The organism is Pseudomonas sp. Leaf15, assembly GCF_001421425.1.
GTDB lineage: Bacteria > Pseudomonadota > Gammaproteobacteria > Pseudomonadales > Pseudomonadaceae > Aquipseudomonas > Aquipseudomonas salomonii.
This window is the reverse complement of sequence record NZ_LMKI01000037.1, coordinates 175188-191338: the sequence shown is the minus strand read 5'-3', so window position 1 is coordinate 191338 and position 16151 is coordinate 175188. Positions and strand designations below refer to the sequence as shown.

The 16151-nt window shown below is 60.8% G+C and carries 16 protein-coding genes; 7 read left to right on the top strand and 9 right to left on the bottom strand.

Going from position 1 to position 16151, the window contains the following annotated elements:
* Window positions 1-149: 149 nt before the first annotated feature.
* Together ASE80_RS29640 and quiC are read right to left on the bottom strand one after the other, a co-directional pair.
* Entirely contained in the window at window positions 150-815 is a 666-nt protein-coding gene (locus tag ASE80_RS29640; protein ID WP_056862012.1) for a TetR/AcrR family transcriptional regulator, read from the bottom strand.
* A gap of 80 nt (window positions 816-895) precedes the next feature.
* Complete coding sequence (quiC, locus tag ASE80_RS29635; RefSeq protein ID WP_017139331.1) at window positions 896-2797, bottom strand: 3-dehydroshikimate dehydratase QuiC; 1902 nt, start codon at window positions 2795-2797, stop codon at window positions 896-898.
* A gap of 210 nt (window positions 2798-3007) precedes the next feature.
* Between quiC and ASE80_RS29630 the strand changes: the two genes are divergently transcribed.
* Complete coding sequence (locus ASE80_RS29630; RefSeq protein ID WP_056862008.1) at window positions 3008-4342, top strand: MFS transporter; 1335 nt, start codon at window positions 3008-3010, stop codon at window positions 4340-4342.
* Between the two features lies 1 nt (window position 4343).
* On the opposite strand, the gene ASE80_RS29625 is transcribed toward ASE80_RS29630, so the two are convergent.
* A complete protein-coding gene (locus tag ASE80_RS29625) occupies window positions 4344-5222 on the bottom strand; it encodes a DMT family transporter (RefSeq protein ID WP_056862007.1) in 879 nt (292 codons plus the stop codon).
* 185 nt (window positions 5223-5407) lie between these two features.
* Here ASE80_RS29625 and ASE80_RS29620 point away from each other — a divergent pair, with 185 nt between their 5' ends.
* From ASE80_RS29620 to ASE80_RS29610, 3 genes are all read left to right on the top strand, one after another.
* The gene (locus ASE80_RS29620) at window positions 5408-5824 is read left to right on the top strand and encodes a membrane lipoprotein lipid attachment site-containing protein (RefSeq protein WP_056862006.1); all 417 of its coding nucleotides are present in this window, start codon (window positions 5408-5410) and stop codon (window positions 5822-5824) included.
* A 171-nt stretch (window positions 5825-5995) separates the two neighbouring features.
* On the top strand, window positions 5996-6883 hold the full coding sequence (gene ypfJ, locus ASE80_RS29615; protein ID WP_056862005.1) for a KPN_02809 family neutral zinc metallopeptidase: 888 nt from the start codon (window positions 5996-5998) through the stop codon (window positions 6881-6883).
* A complete protein-coding gene (locus ASE80_RS29610; protein WP_056862004.1) occupies window positions 6884-7870 on the top strand; it encodes an alpha/beta hydrolase in 987 nt (328 codons plus the stop codon).
* A gap of 148 nt (window positions 7871-8018) precedes the next feature.
* Here ASE80_RS29610 and ASE80_RS29605 read toward each other — a convergent pair whose 3' ends face one another.
* From ASE80_RS29605 to ASE80_RS29595, 3 genes are read right to left on the bottom strand one after another with little or no spacing between them, the layout of a single operon-like run.
* Complete coding sequence (locus ASE80_RS29605; RefSeq protein WP_056862003.1) at window positions 8019-8606, bottom strand: HAD family hydrolase; 588 nt, start codon at window positions 8604-8606, stop codon at window positions 8019-8021.
* Window positions 8603-9472, bottom strand: coding sequence for an acyl-CoA thioesterase II (gene tesB / locus ASE80_RS29600; RefSeq protein WP_017139338.1), 870 nt, complete (start codon window positions 9470-9472; stop codon window positions 8603-8605). Before tesB ends, ASE80_RS29605 begins: the two co-directional genes overlap by 4 nt.
* Before the next feature lie 38 nt (window positions 9473-9510).
* Window positions 9511-10080 (bottom strand): GNAT family N-acetyltransferase, encoded by a 570-nt coding sequence (locus ASE80_RS29595; protein ID WP_056862002.1) that lies wholly within the window; start codon window positions 10078-10080, stop codon window positions 9511-9513.
* Between the two features lie 76 nt (window positions 10081-10156).
* Here ASE80_RS29595 and ASE80_RS29590 point away from each other — a divergent pair, with 76 nt between their 5' ends.
* Together ASE80_RS29590 and ASE80_RS29585 are read left to right on the top strand one after the other, a co-directional pair.
* Complete coding sequence (locus tag ASE80_RS29590; RefSeq protein WP_017139340.1) at window positions 10157-11077, top strand: histone deacetylase family protein; 921 nt, start codon at window positions 10157-10159, stop codon at window positions 11075-11077.
* A 171-nt stretch (window positions 11078-11248) separates the two neighbouring features.
* Window positions 11249-12475, top strand: a complete 1227-nt coding sequence (locus ASE80_RS29585; protein ID WP_056862001.1) for a TIGR03862 family flavoprotein — start codon at window positions 11249-11251, stop codon at window positions 12473-12475.
* 101 nt (window positions 12476-12576) lie between these two features.
* Here ASE80_RS29585 and ASE80_RS29580 read toward each other — a convergent pair whose 3' ends face one another.
* Window positions 12577-13914, bottom strand: coding sequence for a DEAD/DEAH box helicase (locus tag ASE80_RS29580; protein ID WP_056862011.1), 1338 nt, complete (start codon window positions 13912-13914; stop codon window positions 12577-12579).
* Window positions 13915-13977: 63 nt separating this feature from the next.
* Window positions 13978-14874 (bottom strand): drug/metabolite exporter YedA, encoded by an 897-nt coding sequence (gene yedA / locus ASE80_RS29575; protein WP_056862000.1) that lies wholly within the window; start codon window positions 14872-14874, stop codon window positions 13978-13980.
* 160 nt (window positions 14875-15034) lie between these two features.
* Between yedA and ASE80_RS29570 the strand changes: the two genes are divergently transcribed.
* A complete protein-coding gene (locus ASE80_RS29570) occupies window positions 15035-15487 on the top strand; it encodes an Lrp/AsnC family transcriptional regulator (RefSeq protein WP_017139344.1) in 453 nt (150 codons plus the stop codon).
* 236 nt (window positions 15488-15723) lie between these two features.
* Here ASE80_RS29570 and ASE80_RS29565 read toward each other — a convergent pair whose 3' ends face one another.
* The gene (locus tag ASE80_RS29565; RefSeq protein ID WP_056861999.1) at window positions 15724-15972 is read right to left on the bottom strand and encodes a hypothetical protein; all 249 of its coding nucleotides are present in this window, start codon (window positions 15970-15972) and stop codon (window positions 15724-15726) included.
* Window positions 15973-16151 lie beyond the last annotated feature (179 nt).

Genomic DNA, 16151 nt, shown 5'->3' with positions numbered 1-16151 from the left:
CCTGGAACGCAAGGCGCGAAAGTTGGGGTTGCAGCTGATTGAAGCGGCTTGATTTTTAATAGCAAAAACAATGAGTTATTTTTTGTTTGATAAGAGCTGGCTTGCCAGCGCCCACACTGATTGCATTCCAGACTGGGAATCGGGTGAATTCAGGCCTGCAAGTACCGCATCACCGACTCACAAATCATCTCCCGATGCCGCTGTTTAATCGCTTCGTCCGACAGCTCGATCTGAAAAATCTCACTGAACGTATGGCGGTTGGACACCCGGTAAAAGCTGAATGAGTTGATCAGCAGGTGCACATCCAGCGGCTCCAGCCCCTCGCGAAACACCCCCATCTCGGCACCCCGCCGCAATGTGGCGCCCAGCGCTTCGAGGATGTTGCTGTTCATCGCCTTGATCGAATCCGAGCGCTTCACGTATTCCGCGTTGTGGATATTCTCGATGCTGACGATGCGCACGAAATCCACGTTCTGGTCGTGGTGATCAAAGGTGAATTCCACCAGCCGACGGATCGCTTCACGCGGTTCCAGAGCGGTGAGGTTCATGCGGGTTTCGGTGTTGCGGATGTCGCCGTAGAGTTTTTCCAGCACCTCGACGTACAACTGCTCCTTGCTGCCGAAGTAGTAATAGATCATGCGTTTGGAGGTGTGGATACGCTCGGCGATCGCATCCACGCGCGCGCCGGACAGGCCCTGCTGAACAAACTCGACGATGGCTTCCTGCAGGATGTTTTCGCGGGTCTTTTCCGGGTTGTTCTTGCGACTCTTGCGCGGTGTGTCTGACACAGCGGAGAGGTCGGGGGTCAGGGTCATGGTGCGCTCACGGCCATTTTTGTTGTGCAAGCGGCGATTATGGGCCGAGGCGCTTCCCGAAGGAAGCACCTGGCCGGCCGTTATAAACGCGCCTGACGTGCCGCGCCGCTGCGCGATTTGGCCATCGCAGCCAGGCGCACCGCCACATTGGCCGCGCCATACCCGGCGTAGCCGTTCTTGCGCTGGATGATCTCGAAGAAAAACCGCCCTTCGAACGCCTCGGTGTACACATGAAACAACTCACCGCCCTGGGCATCACGGTCGTACAGCACGTTGTAGTACGCCAGTTCGCTGAGGAACTCATCGTCGAAATCAAACCGTGCGGCCAGGTCGTCGTAGTAGTTGAGCGGGATATCCAGTAACGGCACGCCGGCCGCTTTGGCCCGGCTGACCTCCGCAAAAATATCCGCGCAGTCAAAAGCAATGTGGTGCACACCCGAACCACGATAACTCGACAGCGCGTGGGAAATTGCCGTGTTGCGGTTCTCGGAGATATTCAGCGGCAAGCGGATCGAGCTGCACCGGCTGCGCAACGCTCGGCTTTTCACCAGGCCATACGGGTCGGGCAGCACCACTTCATCATCGGCCTCGAAATCCAGCAGGCTCTTGTAGAACAGCACCCAACTGTCGAGGCTGTCGGCCGGCAAGGCCATGGCCATATGGTCGATGCGCAACAGGCCGCCGCTGGACGCCGTTGCCGCTTGCAAGTTGAAGTCGGTGTCGTACAGCGCACCCTCGGCAGGGTCCACCAGATAAATCAGGCTGCCATCCGGCGCACGTACCGCCGCCAGCTCCAGCTCGTTAGGCCCGACCAGCCCGCGATACGGCTGGCCTTTGTAGGCCACGGCCCGCTCCAGCGCCTTGGCGCTGTCCTTGACCCGAATGGCCGTGGCGCACAACGACGGGCCGTGGGCTTCGAAAAAGTTGTGGGCGAACGAATAGGGTTCACAGTTGAGGATCAGGTTGATATCCCCCTGGCGCAACAGGCTCACACTCTTGGAGCGGTGCTGCCCAGCCTTGACGAACCCCAGGCGTTCCAGCCAGTGGGTCAGCTTGGCGCCGAGGCTTTCGTCCACGGCAAACTCGAGGAATTCGATGCCGTTGTATTCGCTGGCCGCCGGGGTATCAAACAGAATCTCGACAGGCTGGGCCGGCGCCTCCTGCTTGAGGCGTTCACGGGTTTTCTCTTCCAGGTACAGCAGCGAACGCAAGCCATCCGCCGCATTCGCGCGGGTGGGTGCGGCGCGGAAACCGTCGTTGAAAATCTCCAGGGACAAGGGCCCGGTGTAGCCACTTTTGATGATCGGCGCGAGAAAGCCTGCCAGGTCAAATTCGCCCTGCCCCGGGAAACAGCGGAAATGCCGGCTCCACTCCAGTACATCCATGGCCAGGACCGGCGCGTCGGCCATTTGCACAAAGAAGATTTTGTCGCCGGGAATGTCGGCAATGCCGCTCGGGTCGCCCTTGAGCGACAAGGTATGGAAGCTGTCGAGCAACACGCCCAGGCTTGGGTGATCGACCTGGCGCACCAGGTTCCACACCTGCTGCCAGGTGTTCACATGCTTGCCCCAGGCCAGCGCTTCATAACCAATGCGCAAACCACGGCGGCCAGCGTGCTCGGCCAGCAAGCTGAGGTCATCAAGCAAAATGCGTTCATCGCCCACGCAATCTGCCGAGGCATTGCTGCACACCAGCACCAGGTCGGTGCCCAGCTCCTGCATCAAATCGAATTTGCGCTCGGCGCGTTCCAGGTTGCGCGCCAGGCGGTCGCGGCGGCATCCTTCAAAGTCGCGGAACGGCTGGAACAAGGTGATGGCAATGCCCAGGTCGGCGCACATTTGCCTAACTTCCCGCGGGCTGCCGTCGTAATACAGCAGGTCGTTCTCGAAGATCTCCACCCCGTCGAACCCGGCAGCGGCAATGGCTTCGAGCTTTTCCGGCAGGGTGCCGCTCAAGGAAACGGTGGCAATGGAACGTTGCATGGGGCGACTCCCGGAGTTGTTATTTGCAGCAAATTATTGGCCCCTAGCCTACACGCAGCAATTAAAATGTACGAACCGGTTAGTTTTTTGTGCGATTACCGAACACTATGCCCTGTTGGCGAATTGACGACTTTTTAACCACTGCGCACCATCGAACCTGCACCAAGACCCAGAACACACCATAAAAATTTCAAAAACGGGTACGACCTCATGCCTTCGCAAAACTCCGCTCTGGCCGCGCGCCCGGGCAACCCGCACGCCGGCATCGGCGACAAGATCCGTGGCGCCATGGCCGTGGGTAAAACGCGCTGGGGCATGCTGGCCCTGGTGTTCTTCGCCACCACCCTGAACTACATCGACCGCGCCGCCCTGGGCGTGATGCAACCGATCCTGGCCAAAGAGATGAGCTGGACGGCGATGGACTACGCCAACATCAACTTCTGGTTCCAGGTGGGTTATGCCATCGGTTTTGTGCTGCAAGGCCGGCTGATTGACCGCGTGGGCGTCAAGCGCGTGTTCTTCTGCGCCGTGCTGCTGTGGAGCCTGGCCACCGGTGCCCACGGCCTGGCCACCTCGGCGGTGGGCTTTATGGTCTGCCGCTTTATTCTCGGGCTGACGGAAGCCGCCAACTACCCGGCCTGCGTAAAGACCACACGCTTGTGGTTCCCGGCCGGTGAGCGCGCAGTGGCCACCGGCATCTTCAACGCCGGCACCAACGTCGGCGCGATGATGACCCCAATGCTGCTGCCGTTGATCCTGCACGTGTGGGGCTGGCAGGCGGCGTTCCTGTGCATGTCGGCACTCGGCGCGATCTGGCTGGTGTTCTGGGGTTTGAAGTACTACAACCCGGAGGACCATCCGACGGCCAAACAATCCGAATTGGACTACGTGCAACAGGAAGCCGAACCCGAGCAACCGAGCGTGCCGTTCAGCCGCATCCTGCGCATGCGCGGCACCTGGGCCTTCGCCCTCGCCTACGCCATGACCGCGCCGGTGTTCTGGTTCTACCTGTATTGGCTGCCGCCGTTCCTGAACCAGCAATATAACCTGGGCATCAACGTGACCCAGATGGGCATTCCGCTGATCATCATTTACCTCACCGCCGACTTCGGCAGCGTGGGTGGCGGGATTCTGTCGTCATTCCTGATCGGCCGCGGGATGAATGCGATCAAGGCGCGGCTGTTGTCGATGCTGCTGTTTGCCTGCTGCATCGTTGGCGTGATCATGGCCGCCGGTTCCAGCCAATTGTGGGTTGCAGTGTTCGCCATCTCCCTGGCGATCGGCGCGCACCAGGCCTGGACCGCCAACATCTGGAGCCTGGTGATGGACTACACGCCCAAGCACATGATGAGCACGGTGTTCGGTTTCGGCGGCATGTGCGCGGCCATCGGCGGCATGTTCATGACCCAGATCGTCGGGCACATCCTTACCGTGACCAACAACAACTACACCGTGTTGTTCACCCTGATCCCGGCGATGTATTTCATTGCGCTGACCTGGATGTACTTCATGGCGCCGCGCAAGATTCCCACAGTCGACGTGTAACTCACCGCCGCCGCTGCTGCCAGGCAGCGGCCAGCCCGCTCATGCAGATCACCCCGATGCCGACCACCGTGGTCACGTCGGGGGTATGGTTGAACACCAGCCAACCCAATAACCCCGCAAACACGATCTGGCAATAGCCGAACGGTGCCAGCAAGGCTGGCGCCGCGAAGCGGAACGCCTGGGTCAACATCAAGTGCGCCGTCATGCCGCAGGTGCCCAGCGCCAGCATCAGGCAGGCATGCCACAGCGTCGGGACCTGCCAGAAGAACGGCACCAGCGCACTCATCACCAAGGTATTGCACAGCCCGGCGAAGAAGTTGCTGGTGGTCGGCGTGTCGTATTGGCTGAGGATGCGTGTGAGCAGTTGGTAGAAACAGAAGAACATCGCCGAACACAGCGGCAGCAACACCGCAGGCGTGAACAACTCGCCGCCGGGGTGGATGATGATCAACACACCGACAAACCCGCAGATCACCGCCAGCCATTGGCCACGCGTGACGTGCTCGCCGAGCAAAGGCACCGACAGCGCCGTCACCAGGATCGGTGCCAGGAAGTTCACCGCCGTGGCTTCCGCCAACGGGATGTAATGCAGCGCCGCAGTAAAGAACAGACTTGTGCCCAACAGGCACAACGCCCGCACCACCTGCATGCCCGGCCGCTTGCTGCGCAGCACCCGCAAGCCGGATTGCGGCAGGAATATCCCGGCCATCAGCAAGGTGTGCACCAGGTAACGCGCCCACACCACCATTACAATCGGGTAAAACCCGGCCAGGTATTTGGACAGGGCGTCGTGGCTGGAGAACAGAAACGTCGCCAGCACAATCAGCAGGATGCCTTTGAAAGGATGGTTGACGCCGGAAAGGGGTGTGCTGACAGTCATTGAATTCTCTTGCATGGTGGGCTGAACGCTTTGGCACTCAACCCGGTAATCTAGCAGCCGGGCTTGCATCTGCCCCAAGAGCATAACCAAACACCGTGCGAACAGCGCACTAAATCACGGGTTTCGAGTCCAACGCTGCACGTTCACCGTCGCGTTGCACCCTTTTTAACCAAGGCCATGTCGCTATGAAAAAAACACTCTTTGTTCTTTCTGCCCTTGCCCTGCTCACCGCGTGTAACAAGGAACCCAAGGAGGCCCCTAAGCCCGCCCCCGCTTCCGTGCAAGCCACGCTGGTGCCGGCAACCCCACCGACCGATAAATGGGTCGGCAAATGGATCGGCGTCGAAGGCCTGAACCTGACTATCGCCAAGGACGACAGCATCGGCCGTGGCCATTACCTGCTTACCATGAAATACGGCCTTGATGCTGACGACTCCGGCACCTTCAAAGGCGAAGCCAATGAAGACGGCATCAGTTTCACCCGCCCGGACGGCCCGCAACAGTTGAGCGCCGGCGACGGTGAAGCCACGGGCCTTAAATGGCTGGCAGATAAAAAAGACTGCCTGATCGTCGACACCGGCGAAGGCTACTGCCGCGACTGAGGCGGCAAACCTGACATAACTTTCATCTGGCGCCCCTGCCGACACGGCCTGACAGCAGCGATACTAGGCAGCTCTCGTTGCTTGTCAGACAGCCGGGCTGGCGCCATGCCCCTGCACCAACAACACTGCTCTTAAAATAAAGAGCACAGGCTTAACGAGAGGACTGCACCCATGCTATGGAAAAAAGGCCGACGCAGCGACAACGTGGTGGACGCCCGCGATGACAGCGGCGGCGGCGGTGGCGGCATGCGCTTTGGCGGCGGCAAAGGCCTGAGCCTCACGGCGATCGTGCTGATCGTCGGCATTGGCTGGCTGACTGGCCAGGACCCGATGCAGATCCTCGGCCAGCTAAGCGGCCAAATGGAGCAAACGCCCCCGGCGAGTACGCAGGCGCGCCAGGCGCCGCCGGCCAACGACCAGCAGGCCGATTTCGTGCGCGCCGTGCTGGGCGACACGGAAGACACCTGGGGCCAGGTGTTCAAGGAAAACGGGTTGGCCTACAAGAACCCGAAACTGATTCTGTTCCGTGGCCGGGTCAATTCCGCCTGCGGTGGTGCCACCTCGGCCAGCGGCCCGTTCTATTGCCCGGCTGACCAGCAAGTGTATCTGGACCTGGATTTCTTCCGGGAGATGTCGCAACGCTTCAAGGCTTCGGGCGAGTTCGCCCAGGCGTATGTGATCGCCCACGAAGTCGGGCACCACGTGCAAACGCTGCTGGGCATCTCGGCCAAGATCCAGGCCGCACGCCAGCAAGGTCGGCAGATGGAAGGTGACGGCGGTTTACTGGTACGCCAGGAACTGCAAGCCGACTGTTTCGCCGGCGTGTGGGCCAACCGCGCGCAAAAACGCCTGAACTGGCTGGAGCCCGGCGATATTGAAGCGGCACTGAATGCGGCCAACGCCATCGGCGATGACCGTTTGCAGCAACAGGGTCAAGGGCGCGTAGTGCCGGACTCGTTTACCCACGGCACCTCGGCACAGCGGGTTCGCTGGTTCAAGACCGGCTTCGCAGAGGGCCAGATCTCTCAATGCGACACCTTTACAGCCAAGAGTCTTTAAATGAATAAACGATTGGGATTGCTGCTTAGCGCATTAGCGATGTGTTCCACCGCCACCTGGGCCGCCGAGAAAGAACATGGCGTCAAGGTGGTCAGCCCCGATCGTTTCCAACTGGAGGCCGGCGCCTTGAGCCTGGGCTTGAGCCAGGACTGGCGCCAGCCGCTGCCCAACGTCACCCGCGCGTTGATCATCGTGCACGGTCGCCTGCGCAATGCGCAGACCTACCTGCAAAGCGGCGAAGATGCCGCCCAACACGCAGGCGTTGCCGCCAATACCCTGGTGATCGCACCGCAGTTTCTGAATGAGTTGGATACCCAGCGCAACCATCTCGACAGCCAGGCGCTGCGCTGGAACCACAACGACTGGATGGCCGGCGCCCCGTCGACCGGCCCAGGCCAGGTCAGCTCCTATGGCGCCCTCGACCAGATCATCAAGCACCTGGGCAACCGCAAGCTGTTCCCGGCCTTGAAAGAAATCGTGGTAGCCGGCCATTCCGGCGGCGGCCAGGTGGTGCAGCGCTTCGCCCTCACTGGCCATGACCACCCGATGTTGCAAACCGAGGGCATCAGCCTGCGTTACGTGGTGGCCAACCCATCGTCCTACGCCTACTTCACCCCGCAACGCCCGGTGAAGTTTGATGTGGCCAGTTGCCCAGGCTTTAACGACTGGAAGTACGGCATGCAAAACCTGCCGGATTACGCCAAGGGCCAGAGCGCGCAGCAGTTGGAGCAGGTTTACGTATCACGCAACATCACCTACCTGCTGGGCCAGCAAGACACCGACCCCAACCACCCGGCGCTGGATAAAAGCTGCGAAGCCGAGACCCAGGGCGCGTATCGCCTGATTCGTGGGCATAACTATTTTGACTACCTCAAGCAGCGCCATCCGCAACTGACGCAGAAGCTGGTGGAAGTGCCTGGGGTTGGGCACGACGGCGATAAGATGTTTACGTCGCCTGAGGGTGAGAAGGTGTTGTTCGGTAAGTAACTGGCGAAACCGGGTTAAAAATGTGGGAGCTGGCTTGCCTGCGATGCAGACACCTCGGTCTAACAGGCATAGCGAGGTGATGCTATCGCAGGCAAGCCAGCTCCCACACAAGTTCAGCTCCCACCTAAGCCCGACATAGGTGTCTGGGTTAGAGCATTCGGCGCAACGCCGCGCAATCCTCAGCATGCCAATCCGCCAGTTCCGGCCACGGGTTCTCCGGCAGATTAACCAACACGGTCCTGGTCCCGGCCGCCCTGCCACAATCCAGGTCAAAGCGGTAATCCCCGACCATCACCATCTCGCTCGGCGCTACCTGCCAGGCAGTCGCCAACTTCAGCAACCCACCCGGATCTGGCTTGGGCGGCGCATCATCACGCCCCAGCACATCCTCGACCGCAAAGCAGTCCGCCAAGCCAATCGCTTCAAGGGTGATATGCGCCAACTCGCGCGCATTGCGCGTCAGGATGCCCAGGCGATAACCCCGCCCTGCCAGCTCGCGCACCAACTCCACCGCGCCAACAGCGGCAACCGAGCCCAAGGCCAGCTCCCGCTCGTGCTCAAGCAACCAGGCATGCTTGGCCGCTGCCACCTGCGCAGGCAATGCCGCCAGGTGGGTGAGAATGTCATCTTCAGGTGGAATATCGAGGGCCGCGCGAATCGCCGCAAAATCATGCACGGCCACCGTGAGGGTGCCGTCCATGTCAAACACCCAATGCTTAACGTCCGACAGGCTCATGCCCAATCCTTGCGATGGCGAATCAGCCCTTCCTGGGTCACCGAAGCCACCAGTTGCCCGGCGCGGTTGTACACGCTACCTCGAGAGAAACCTCGGGAATTACCGGCCCACGGGCTGTCCATGGCGTAGAGCAGCCAGTCATCGGCGCGCAGGTCGGCGTGGAACCACAACGCGTGGTCAAGGCTGGCGACTTGCATGTCTTTCTGCCAAACCGTTTTGCCGTGGGGCAGCAGCGAAGTGGTCAGCAGGCCGAAGTCCGAAGCGTAAGCCAGCAGGTATTTATGCAGCGCCGGCGAATCGGCCAGTGCGCCGTCAGCACGAAACCACACGTACTTGACCGGGTCGGACGGCTGCGGGTTGAACGGGTCTTTTTCGGTCACCGGGCGCACTTCGATCGGCTTGGGGCACAGCAGCTTGTCGCGCATGTGCTCGGGGATCAGGTGCGCGCGTTGCTTGGTCAGTTCCAGCTCCGACGGCAGGTTTTCCGGGCCGACCACCACGGGCATGGTGGTCTGGTGCTCGAAGCCTTCTTCGTCATACTGGAACGAGGTGGTGCAGGTGAAAATCGGGTTGCCCTTCTGGATCGCCGTGACGCGGCGCGTGCTGAAACTGCCGCCATCGCGCACGCGGTCCACCGAATACACCACGGGCAGTGCTGCATCGCCAGGGCGCAGGAAATAGCCATGCAGGGAATGCACGTGGCGCGCTTCTTCTACGGTCTGGCTGGCGGCCGACAGCGACTGGCCCAGCACTTGGCCGCCGAACAGTTGGCGAAAACCCAGGTCCTGGCTGCGGCCGCGAAAGAGGTTTTCCTCGATCGGCTCCAGGGTCAGCAAGTCCACCAGATCTTCCAATACTTGGCTCATAGAGCAACTCCTACAATCAATAGAGCATTCCGGGCTGCTTATCCGTGCAGCGTGTCCAACCATTGGGCGCGGGTGATGCGGTACAACACATGATGGCGCAGCGGGTCATCGGCTGCGACCTTGGGGTGTTCAAAATCTGCCTGCGGATCGTAATGCATACCGATGGCCTGCATGACTTTTTGTGATGGCAGATTGGATTGGGTGGTGAAGGCGAGGATTTCATCCAACTGCAGCCGGTCGAAACCACAGCGCAGCGCGGTCCACGCCGCCTCGCTGGCGTAACCCAGGCCCCAATGCTCGCGGGCCAGGCGCCAGCCAATTTCTACCGCCGGGGTAAAGTCGGCCTCGAAGTTGACGTTTTGCAGCCCGGTGAGGCCGATAAATTCGCCGGTGTCCTTGCGCTGCAAGGCCCAAAAGCCAAAGCCATATTCGGCGAAGTGCCCGCGAATCCGGCCGATCAACGCCGCGCTTTCCAAGTGGCTCAGTTTGGCCGGGAAATAACGCATCACCTGTGGGTCGGTGCACATGCGTGCAAATTCCGTCAGGTCGCTGTCGCGCCATTGGCGCAGCACCAGGCGTGCGCTTTCCAATTCCAGTATCGGCTCCATGGGTCCCCCTCCCTTGCCATGTGCGTGAGTGTACAGCGCTGGTAAGATCCGTCGCAGGTTCCCGTCAGAAAATCCCATGCCTCTGCCATTGATCTACCACGATGACTACAGCCCTGAGTTCCCGGCGGACCACCGGTTCCCCATGGACAAATTCCGCCTGTTGCGTGACCACCTGGTGGACAGCGGCCTGACCCAGGACAGCCACCTGCTGCGACCCGAGGTCTGCCCCGCCGAGATTCTGGCCCTGGCCCATGAACCAGGGTATATCGAGCGCTACATGAGCGGTGAGCTGTCCCGCGAAGACCAACGCCGCCTCGGCCTGCCCTGGAACGAAGCCCTGGCGCGGCGCACCGTGCGTGCAGTTGGCGGCTCAATTCTCGCAGCAGAAAAAGCCCTGGAACACGGCCTGGCCTGCCACCTGGCGGGCGGCACGCACCACGCCCATTACGACTATCCGGCGGGCTTTTGCATCTTCAATGACCTGGCGGTGATCAGCCATTACCTGCTGGCGAGCGGGCGGGTCAACCGCGTGCTGATCTTCGATTGCGACGTCCACCAGGGCGACGGCACCGCGCGCATCCTGCACGACACGCCGGATGCCATCACCGTGTCGCTGCACTGCGAAAAGAACTTCCCGGCGCGCAAGGCCCAGAGCGACTGGGACATCCCGCTGCCCATGGGCATGGGCGATGCCGACTACCTCAAGGTGGTCGACGACGCGCTCAACTACCTGTTGCCGCTGTACCAGCCCGACCTGGTGCTGTACGACGCGGGTGTGGATGTACACAAGGACGACGCCCTCGGTTACCTCAAACTGACAGACGCAGGCGTTGCCGCCCGCGATGAAAGCGTGATGCGCCACTGCCTGGGCCGCGACATCCCCGTGATGGGCGTGATCGGCGGCGGCTACAGCAAAGACCGCCCGGCCCTGGCGCGCCGCCACGGCATCCTGCACCACAGCGCACAACGGGTGTGGGCGTCATCAGGTTGTCATTGAGTTGTGGGCGTTACCCACAATGCCTGTGGAACGGCCTGTGGATAACTTGAGCGTAAAGGCCTGAAAGCCAGCAGCCGTATGGCGTGTAGGAAAGTGTACGTTTTTTGATCAGGCAGCTACGCCGTCGTCGGGTAGAATGCTCGGCCTATTCAAGCGACCGTAGCCCTGCCCATGCCCCAGACCCCTTCTCAACACGTCACTATTATCGGCGGCGGCCCTGCCGGGCTGATGGCCGCTGAAGTCTTGAGCCAGGCGGGCGTGCGGGTGGACGTGTACGACGGCATGCCTTCGGTGGGGCGCAAGTTCCTGCTGGCGGGCGTGGGCGGCATGAACATCACCCACTCCGAGGCGTACCCGGGGTTCCTGTCGCGTTACGCCGAACGCGCGCCGCACATGGCGCCGTTGTTGCGCGCGTTTGGCGCAGAGGCTTTGTGCGAGTGGATTCATGGCCTGGGCATCGAGACCTTTGTCGGCACCTCCGGCCGCGTATTTCCTACCGACATGAAAGCCGCCCCACTGCTGCGCGCCTGGCTCAAGCGCCTGCGCGACCAAGGCGTGGTTATCCACACCCGGCATCGCTGGCTGGGCTGGACCGACGACGGCGGTTTACTTATCCACAGCCCGGACGGCGCTAAAACTGTCCACAGCGATGCGGTGTTGCTGGCCTTGGGCGGCGGCAGCTGGTCGCGCCTGGGCTCCGACGGTGCCTGGCTCAAGTTGCTGGAAGATAAAGGCGTGCCCTACGCCGCGCTGCAACCGAGCAATTGCGGCTTCGAAGTGTCGGGCTGGAGCGAGTTGATGGTCAGCAAATTTGCGGGCGCGCCGCTGAAGAACGTCGCCATCGGCCTAGGGGAGGACAAGCCTCGGCTGGGCGAATGCGTCGTCACCGCCATGGGCATCGAGGGCAGTTTGATCTACGCGCTGTCGGCGCCGATTCGCGAAGCGATCAACCGTAATGGCTCAGCTACCGTGCATATCGACCTGTTGCCGAGCAAGCCGCTGGACAAGGTGCAGGCCGCGTTGGCCAAGCCGCGTGGTTCGCGATCAATGAGCAAGCATTTGCACAGTCAGTTGGGGCTCGATGGCGTAAAGGCGGCGCTGTTGCGTGAACTGGCGCCAGCTGAGCACTTCCATGATCCGGCGCAATTGGCGGTGGATATCAAGGCGCTGCCACTGACACTGGTAAAGACACGGCCGATGGATGAGGCGATCAGCACCGCAGGCGGCGTGCCGTTTGAGGCGTTGGATGAGCGGTTGATGCTCAAGCAATTGCCAGGCGTGTTCTGTGCGGGGGAAATGCTGGATTGGGAAGCGCCGACCGGCGGGTATTTGCTGACGGGGTGTTTTGCCAGTGGGCGGATGGCGGGGCGTGGTGTATTGGAGTGGCTTCAGCGCTAGGTTTGAGTCCGCTATCGCAGGCAAGCCAGCTCCCACATTTTGAACGGTGAACACCGTCAAATGTGGGAGCTGGCTTGCCTGCGATGAAGGGCCTGGCAGGCTTACTTCTTCTTGCGCGGCCCAGTGTTGAACACCGGCACTTTACGCACTGGCTTGATCGACGGCTCAGCCGGCGCCACATCACCACTGTCCACCCACTTACCCAAATTGCGCTTGCCGCCACCGCCGCCCGAAGCTTTAGGCTTCTTCGGCTTTTTCGGCTTCTTCACCACCTGCCCGCTGGCATCGGTGTCCGGCACGCGGTGCTCCGGTTCGAAATCCGGCTCCATCTGGCGGGTCAGCGTCTGACGCGTGAGCATCTCGATGGCCGACAGCATGTTCACTTCATCGGCACACACCAGCGAAATCGCCTCACCGGTGTTGCCCGCCCGGCCGGTACGGCCGATACGGTGGATGTAGTCTTCAGCCACGATCGGCAGGTCAAAGTTGACCACCAGCGGCAAGTCTTCAATGTCCAGGCCACGGGCCGCCACGTCGGTGGCTACCAGAATCTGCACGTCGCTGGATTTGAAACGGTCCAGTGCGCGTTGGCGGGTGGCTTGGGGTTTGTCGCCGTGAATGCCGTCGGCATTGATGCCCAGGCCCTGCAACTTGTCCACCAGCGCATCCACACCGTTACGGGTCTTGGCGAACACCAGCACCTGCTTCCAACGGCCTTTGCGCATCAAGTGCACAAACAGCTCCGGCTTGCGCTTCTTGTCCACCGGCACCACCCATTGCTTCACGGTGCTGGCGGCGACGTTGCGCGGGCTCACTTCAATGCTCAGCGGGTCGTTGAGCATCTGCCCGGCCAGTTGGCGGATTTCATCGGAGAAGGTCGCGGAGAACAGCAAGGTCTGACGCTTTTTCGGCAGCATGCGGTAGATGTTCGCCAGCTCTTCGGAGAAACCCAGGTCGAGCATGCGGTCGGCTTCGTCCAGTACCAGGGTTTGCAACTGGTTGAGTTTCAGCGCGTTCTGGCGGAACAGGTCGATCAGGCGACCCGGCGTGGCGACCAGGATGTCGACGCCCTTGCGCAGCTTCATCATCTGCGGGTTGATGCTCACGCCGCCGTACACCGCGTAAGTGGTCAACGGCAGGTGCTGCGCGTACTCGGCGACGCTGGCGTGAACCTGTTCGGCCAGTTCGCGGGTCGGGCACAGGATCAGCGCACGCGCTGAGTTGGCGGCGACTTTCGGCCCTTCCATGGTCAGCAATTGCAGGAGCGGCAGGGCGAAACCTGCGGTTTTGCCGGTACCGGTCTGGGCCGCGGCCATCAGGTCGCGACCAGCCAGCACCGCCGGAATGGCTTGCGCCTGCACCGGCGTCGGGGTCTGGTAGCCAAGCGTCTCAAGGGCGCGCAGCAAGGGTTCGATCAGGCCAAGTGTGGCGAAAGTCATGTGTTTACCGTAGGAAAAGTTCAGCGCCATAAGCGGGTAAAAAAAACCGTAATGCGCCGCAGTTTACCTTATTTCCGGCTTGGGCTTGCGCCACTGGGGCAGGCTGATCAATAGCACCGCGCTGATGATCACCAGCATCGCCAGGGCTTCTTCCATGCCAATGGTCTCACCGACGAACACAATCCCCAACAACACCGCCACGGCCGGGTTTACATAGGCATAGCTGGTCGCCGCCGCCGGGCGTACGTGCTTGAGCAGATACATATAGGCACTGAAGGCGATGATCGAACCGAACACGGCCAAGTACGCCAAGGCCAGCCAGCCTTCAATCGGCGGCACAGAATGCAAGCGTTCGCCGGACAGTGCACTGCCTACCAACAGCAAGGCACCGGCGACGATCATTTCCGCCGCACTGGCCATCGCGCCGGCGGGTAACGGCAAGTGCCTGCTCCACACCGAGCCAAACGCCCAGGAGGCGGCGGCGAACAGCAACAACATCGCCCCGGTCGGGCTCGACTGCAGGTTGGAACCCATATTGAGCATGGCAATGCCGATAATCCCCAGCACCACCCCGGCCCATTCCAGGCGGGTATTACGCGCCCCCCAGAAATAGCCGAACAGCAACGTGAACAATGGCACCGTCGCCACCGCCAAGGCCGCAACACCCGACGTAACCCCCGTGTGCTCAGCCACCGACACCGCGCCATTGCCAAAGGTGAGCAGCAAAATGCCGATCTTGCCCGCAGCCTTCCACTGCACCCACGTCGGCGCAGGTGCCCCGCGCCAGCGCAAAAAGCCATACATCACCAAACCCGCCACCAGGAATCGAATGCCACCCAGCATCAGCGGCGGCCAGTACTCAACGCCGATTCGAATCACCAGGTAGGTGGAACCCCAAATCACATACAACGCAAAAAAAGCGGCGATCAGCGGTAACGGAAAGCGACGTGGGCCAGGCATTGGGCGGCTCTATGGCAGGAGATGGGAGGCTTATTCTAAAAAGGCAGCACGCTAAACATAAGTTACAAAACCTGTTTAAAGCGCCGATACACTTTTCAAAGCATGGTTGTGAGGGCTATAAACCGTGCTTTCGAAAGCCACGCATTACTGGAGCCTTATCATGGACAAATACGACCGCATGCTCCTCAGCGCCCTGCTCGAAGACGGCCGCGCGTCCTACGCGCAATTGGCCCGCACGGTAAACCTCTCAGCGCCCGCCGTGGCTGAGCGCGTGGCCAAGCTGGAGGCCAGCGGTGTGATCACCGGGTATCAGGCCAAGGTGGACCTGTCCAAAATCGGCCTGCCCATCCAATGCACGATCGAACTGCGCTTGACCAACAACGGCAGCCAAAAGGTGTACGACGCCCTGGCCGAAATCCCCGAGCTGACCGAATGCCACCGCGTCACGGGCGACCCGTGCGTGATCATGCAGGCAGCGGTGGGCTCGATGCCGGAGTTGGAGAACTTGATTAACCGCGTGGCGAAATTCGGGTTCAGCAAGACCTCGATTATTTTGTCCAGCGCGATAGAACGGCGAGTGCCGTTGGGGCAGTTGGAGGGAAAAACCACCTGACACCGATCGTTCCCAGCTCTGCGTGGGAATGCAGCCAAGGACGCTCTGCGTCCGCGCTTGAAGTCGTGACGCAGAGCGTCACCGGAGGCATTCCCACGCGGAGCGTGGGAACGAGCAAAAAGTGGTGGCTGATACACCGCCATCGCAGGCAAGCCAGCTCCCACATTTGACCGAGTCGCCAGGGCTGGATGCGATCTACTGTGAGAGCTGGCTTGCCTGCGATGGCGTCAGTTGCTTCACCGAAGGCTTGAGCGCTGAACAATCAAATCGACAATCTGCTTAATGGTCGTGATGTGATCCCAGTCTTCCTGAGTCGCTTGCAGGTTGAACTGCCACTTAATCTGCATAACGAAGCAGGTCAGGTCGTCATCAATGATCTTGAAGTCATGGATGAAATCCGTTTGCTCGGTCACCTGGCTTCGGTCGATAAAGCCGATGATATCGACGAACAGCTGAATCACTTTTTCGCTGATCTCGGCGCTCATGAGTTCAAATTTCTCATTGCCAATAATGAGGCGGATCTTAATCGCTGGGTGGAAGTCACCGCTCGGTGAAAGGGAAACCAGAAGGGTCTGACAGACCGAAAAGACACAACCTACTTACAGTTCCGAAAAATCGCAAAAGCCCCCTCCGACACCTGATATTTCAGTGGCCAGCAGGACCG

Excerpts from the sequence above, each read along its gene's own strand:
- quiC (WP_017139331.1), bottom strand. The coding sequence starts at position 2,797 with ATGCAACGTTCCATTGCCACCGTTTCCTTGAGCGGCACCCTGCCGGAA.
- ASE80_RS29580 (WP_056862011.1), bottom strand. The coding sequence starts at position 13,914 with ATGACTTTCGCCACACTTGGCCTGATCGAACCCTTGCTGCGCGCCCTT.
- ASE80_RS29620 (WP_056862006.1), top strand. The coding sequence starts at position 5,408 with ATGAAAAAAACACTCTTTGTTCTTTCTGCCCTTGCCCTGCTCACCGCG.
- ASE80_RS29590 (WP_017139340.1), top strand. The coding sequence starts at position 10,157 with ATGCCTCTGCCATTGATCTACCACGATGACTACAGCCCTGAGTTCCCG.
- yedA (WP_056862000.1), bottom strand. The coding sequence starts at position 14,874 with ATGCCTGGCCCACGTCGCTTTCCGTTACCGCTGATCGCCGCTTTTTTT.
- tesB (WP_017139338.1), bottom strand. The coding sequence starts at position 9,472 with ATGAGCCAAGTATTGGAAGATCTGGTGGACTTGCTGACCCTGGAGCCG.
- ASE80_RS29625 (WP_056862007.1), bottom strand. The coding sequence starts at position 5,222 with ATGACTGTCAGCACACCCCTTTCCGGCGTCAACCATCCTTTCAAAGGC.
- ASE80_RS29630 (WP_056862008.1), top strand. The coding sequence starts at position 3,008 with ATGCCTTCGCAAAACTCCGCTCTGGCCGCGCGCCCGGGCAACCCGCAC.
- ASE80_RS29605 (WP_056862003.1), bottom strand. The coding sequence starts at position 8,606 with ATGAGCCTGTCGGACGTTAAGCATTGGGTGTTTGACATGGACGGCACC.
- ASE80_RS29570 (WP_017139344.1), top strand. The coding sequence starts at position 15,035 with ATGGACAAATACGACCGCATGCTCCTCAGCGCCCTGCTCGAAGACGGC.
- ASE80_RS29565 (WP_056861999.1), bottom strand. The coding sequence starts at position 15,972 with ATGAGCGCCGAGATCAGCGAAAAAGTGATTCAGCTGTTCGTCGATATC.
- ASE80_RS29640 (WP_056862012.1), bottom strand. The coding sequence starts at position 815 with ATGACCCTGACCCCCGACCTCTCCGCTGTGTCAGACACACCGCGCAAG.
- ASE80_RS29595 (WP_056862002.1), bottom strand. The coding sequence starts at position 10,080 with ATGGAGCCGATACTGGAATTGGAAAGCGCACGCCTGGTGCTGCGCCAA.
- ASE80_RS29610 (WP_056862004.1), top strand. The coding sequence starts at position 6,884 with ATGAATAAACGATTGGGATTGCTGCTTAGCGCATTAGCGATGTGTTCC.
- ASE80_RS29585 (WP_056862001.1), top strand. The coding sequence starts at position 11,249 with ATGCCCCAGACCCCTTCTCAACACGTCACTATTATCGGCGGCGGCCCT.
- ypfJ (WP_056862005.1), top strand. The coding sequence starts at position 5,996 with ATGCTATGGAAAAAAGGCCGACGCAGCGACAACGTGGTGGACGCCCGC.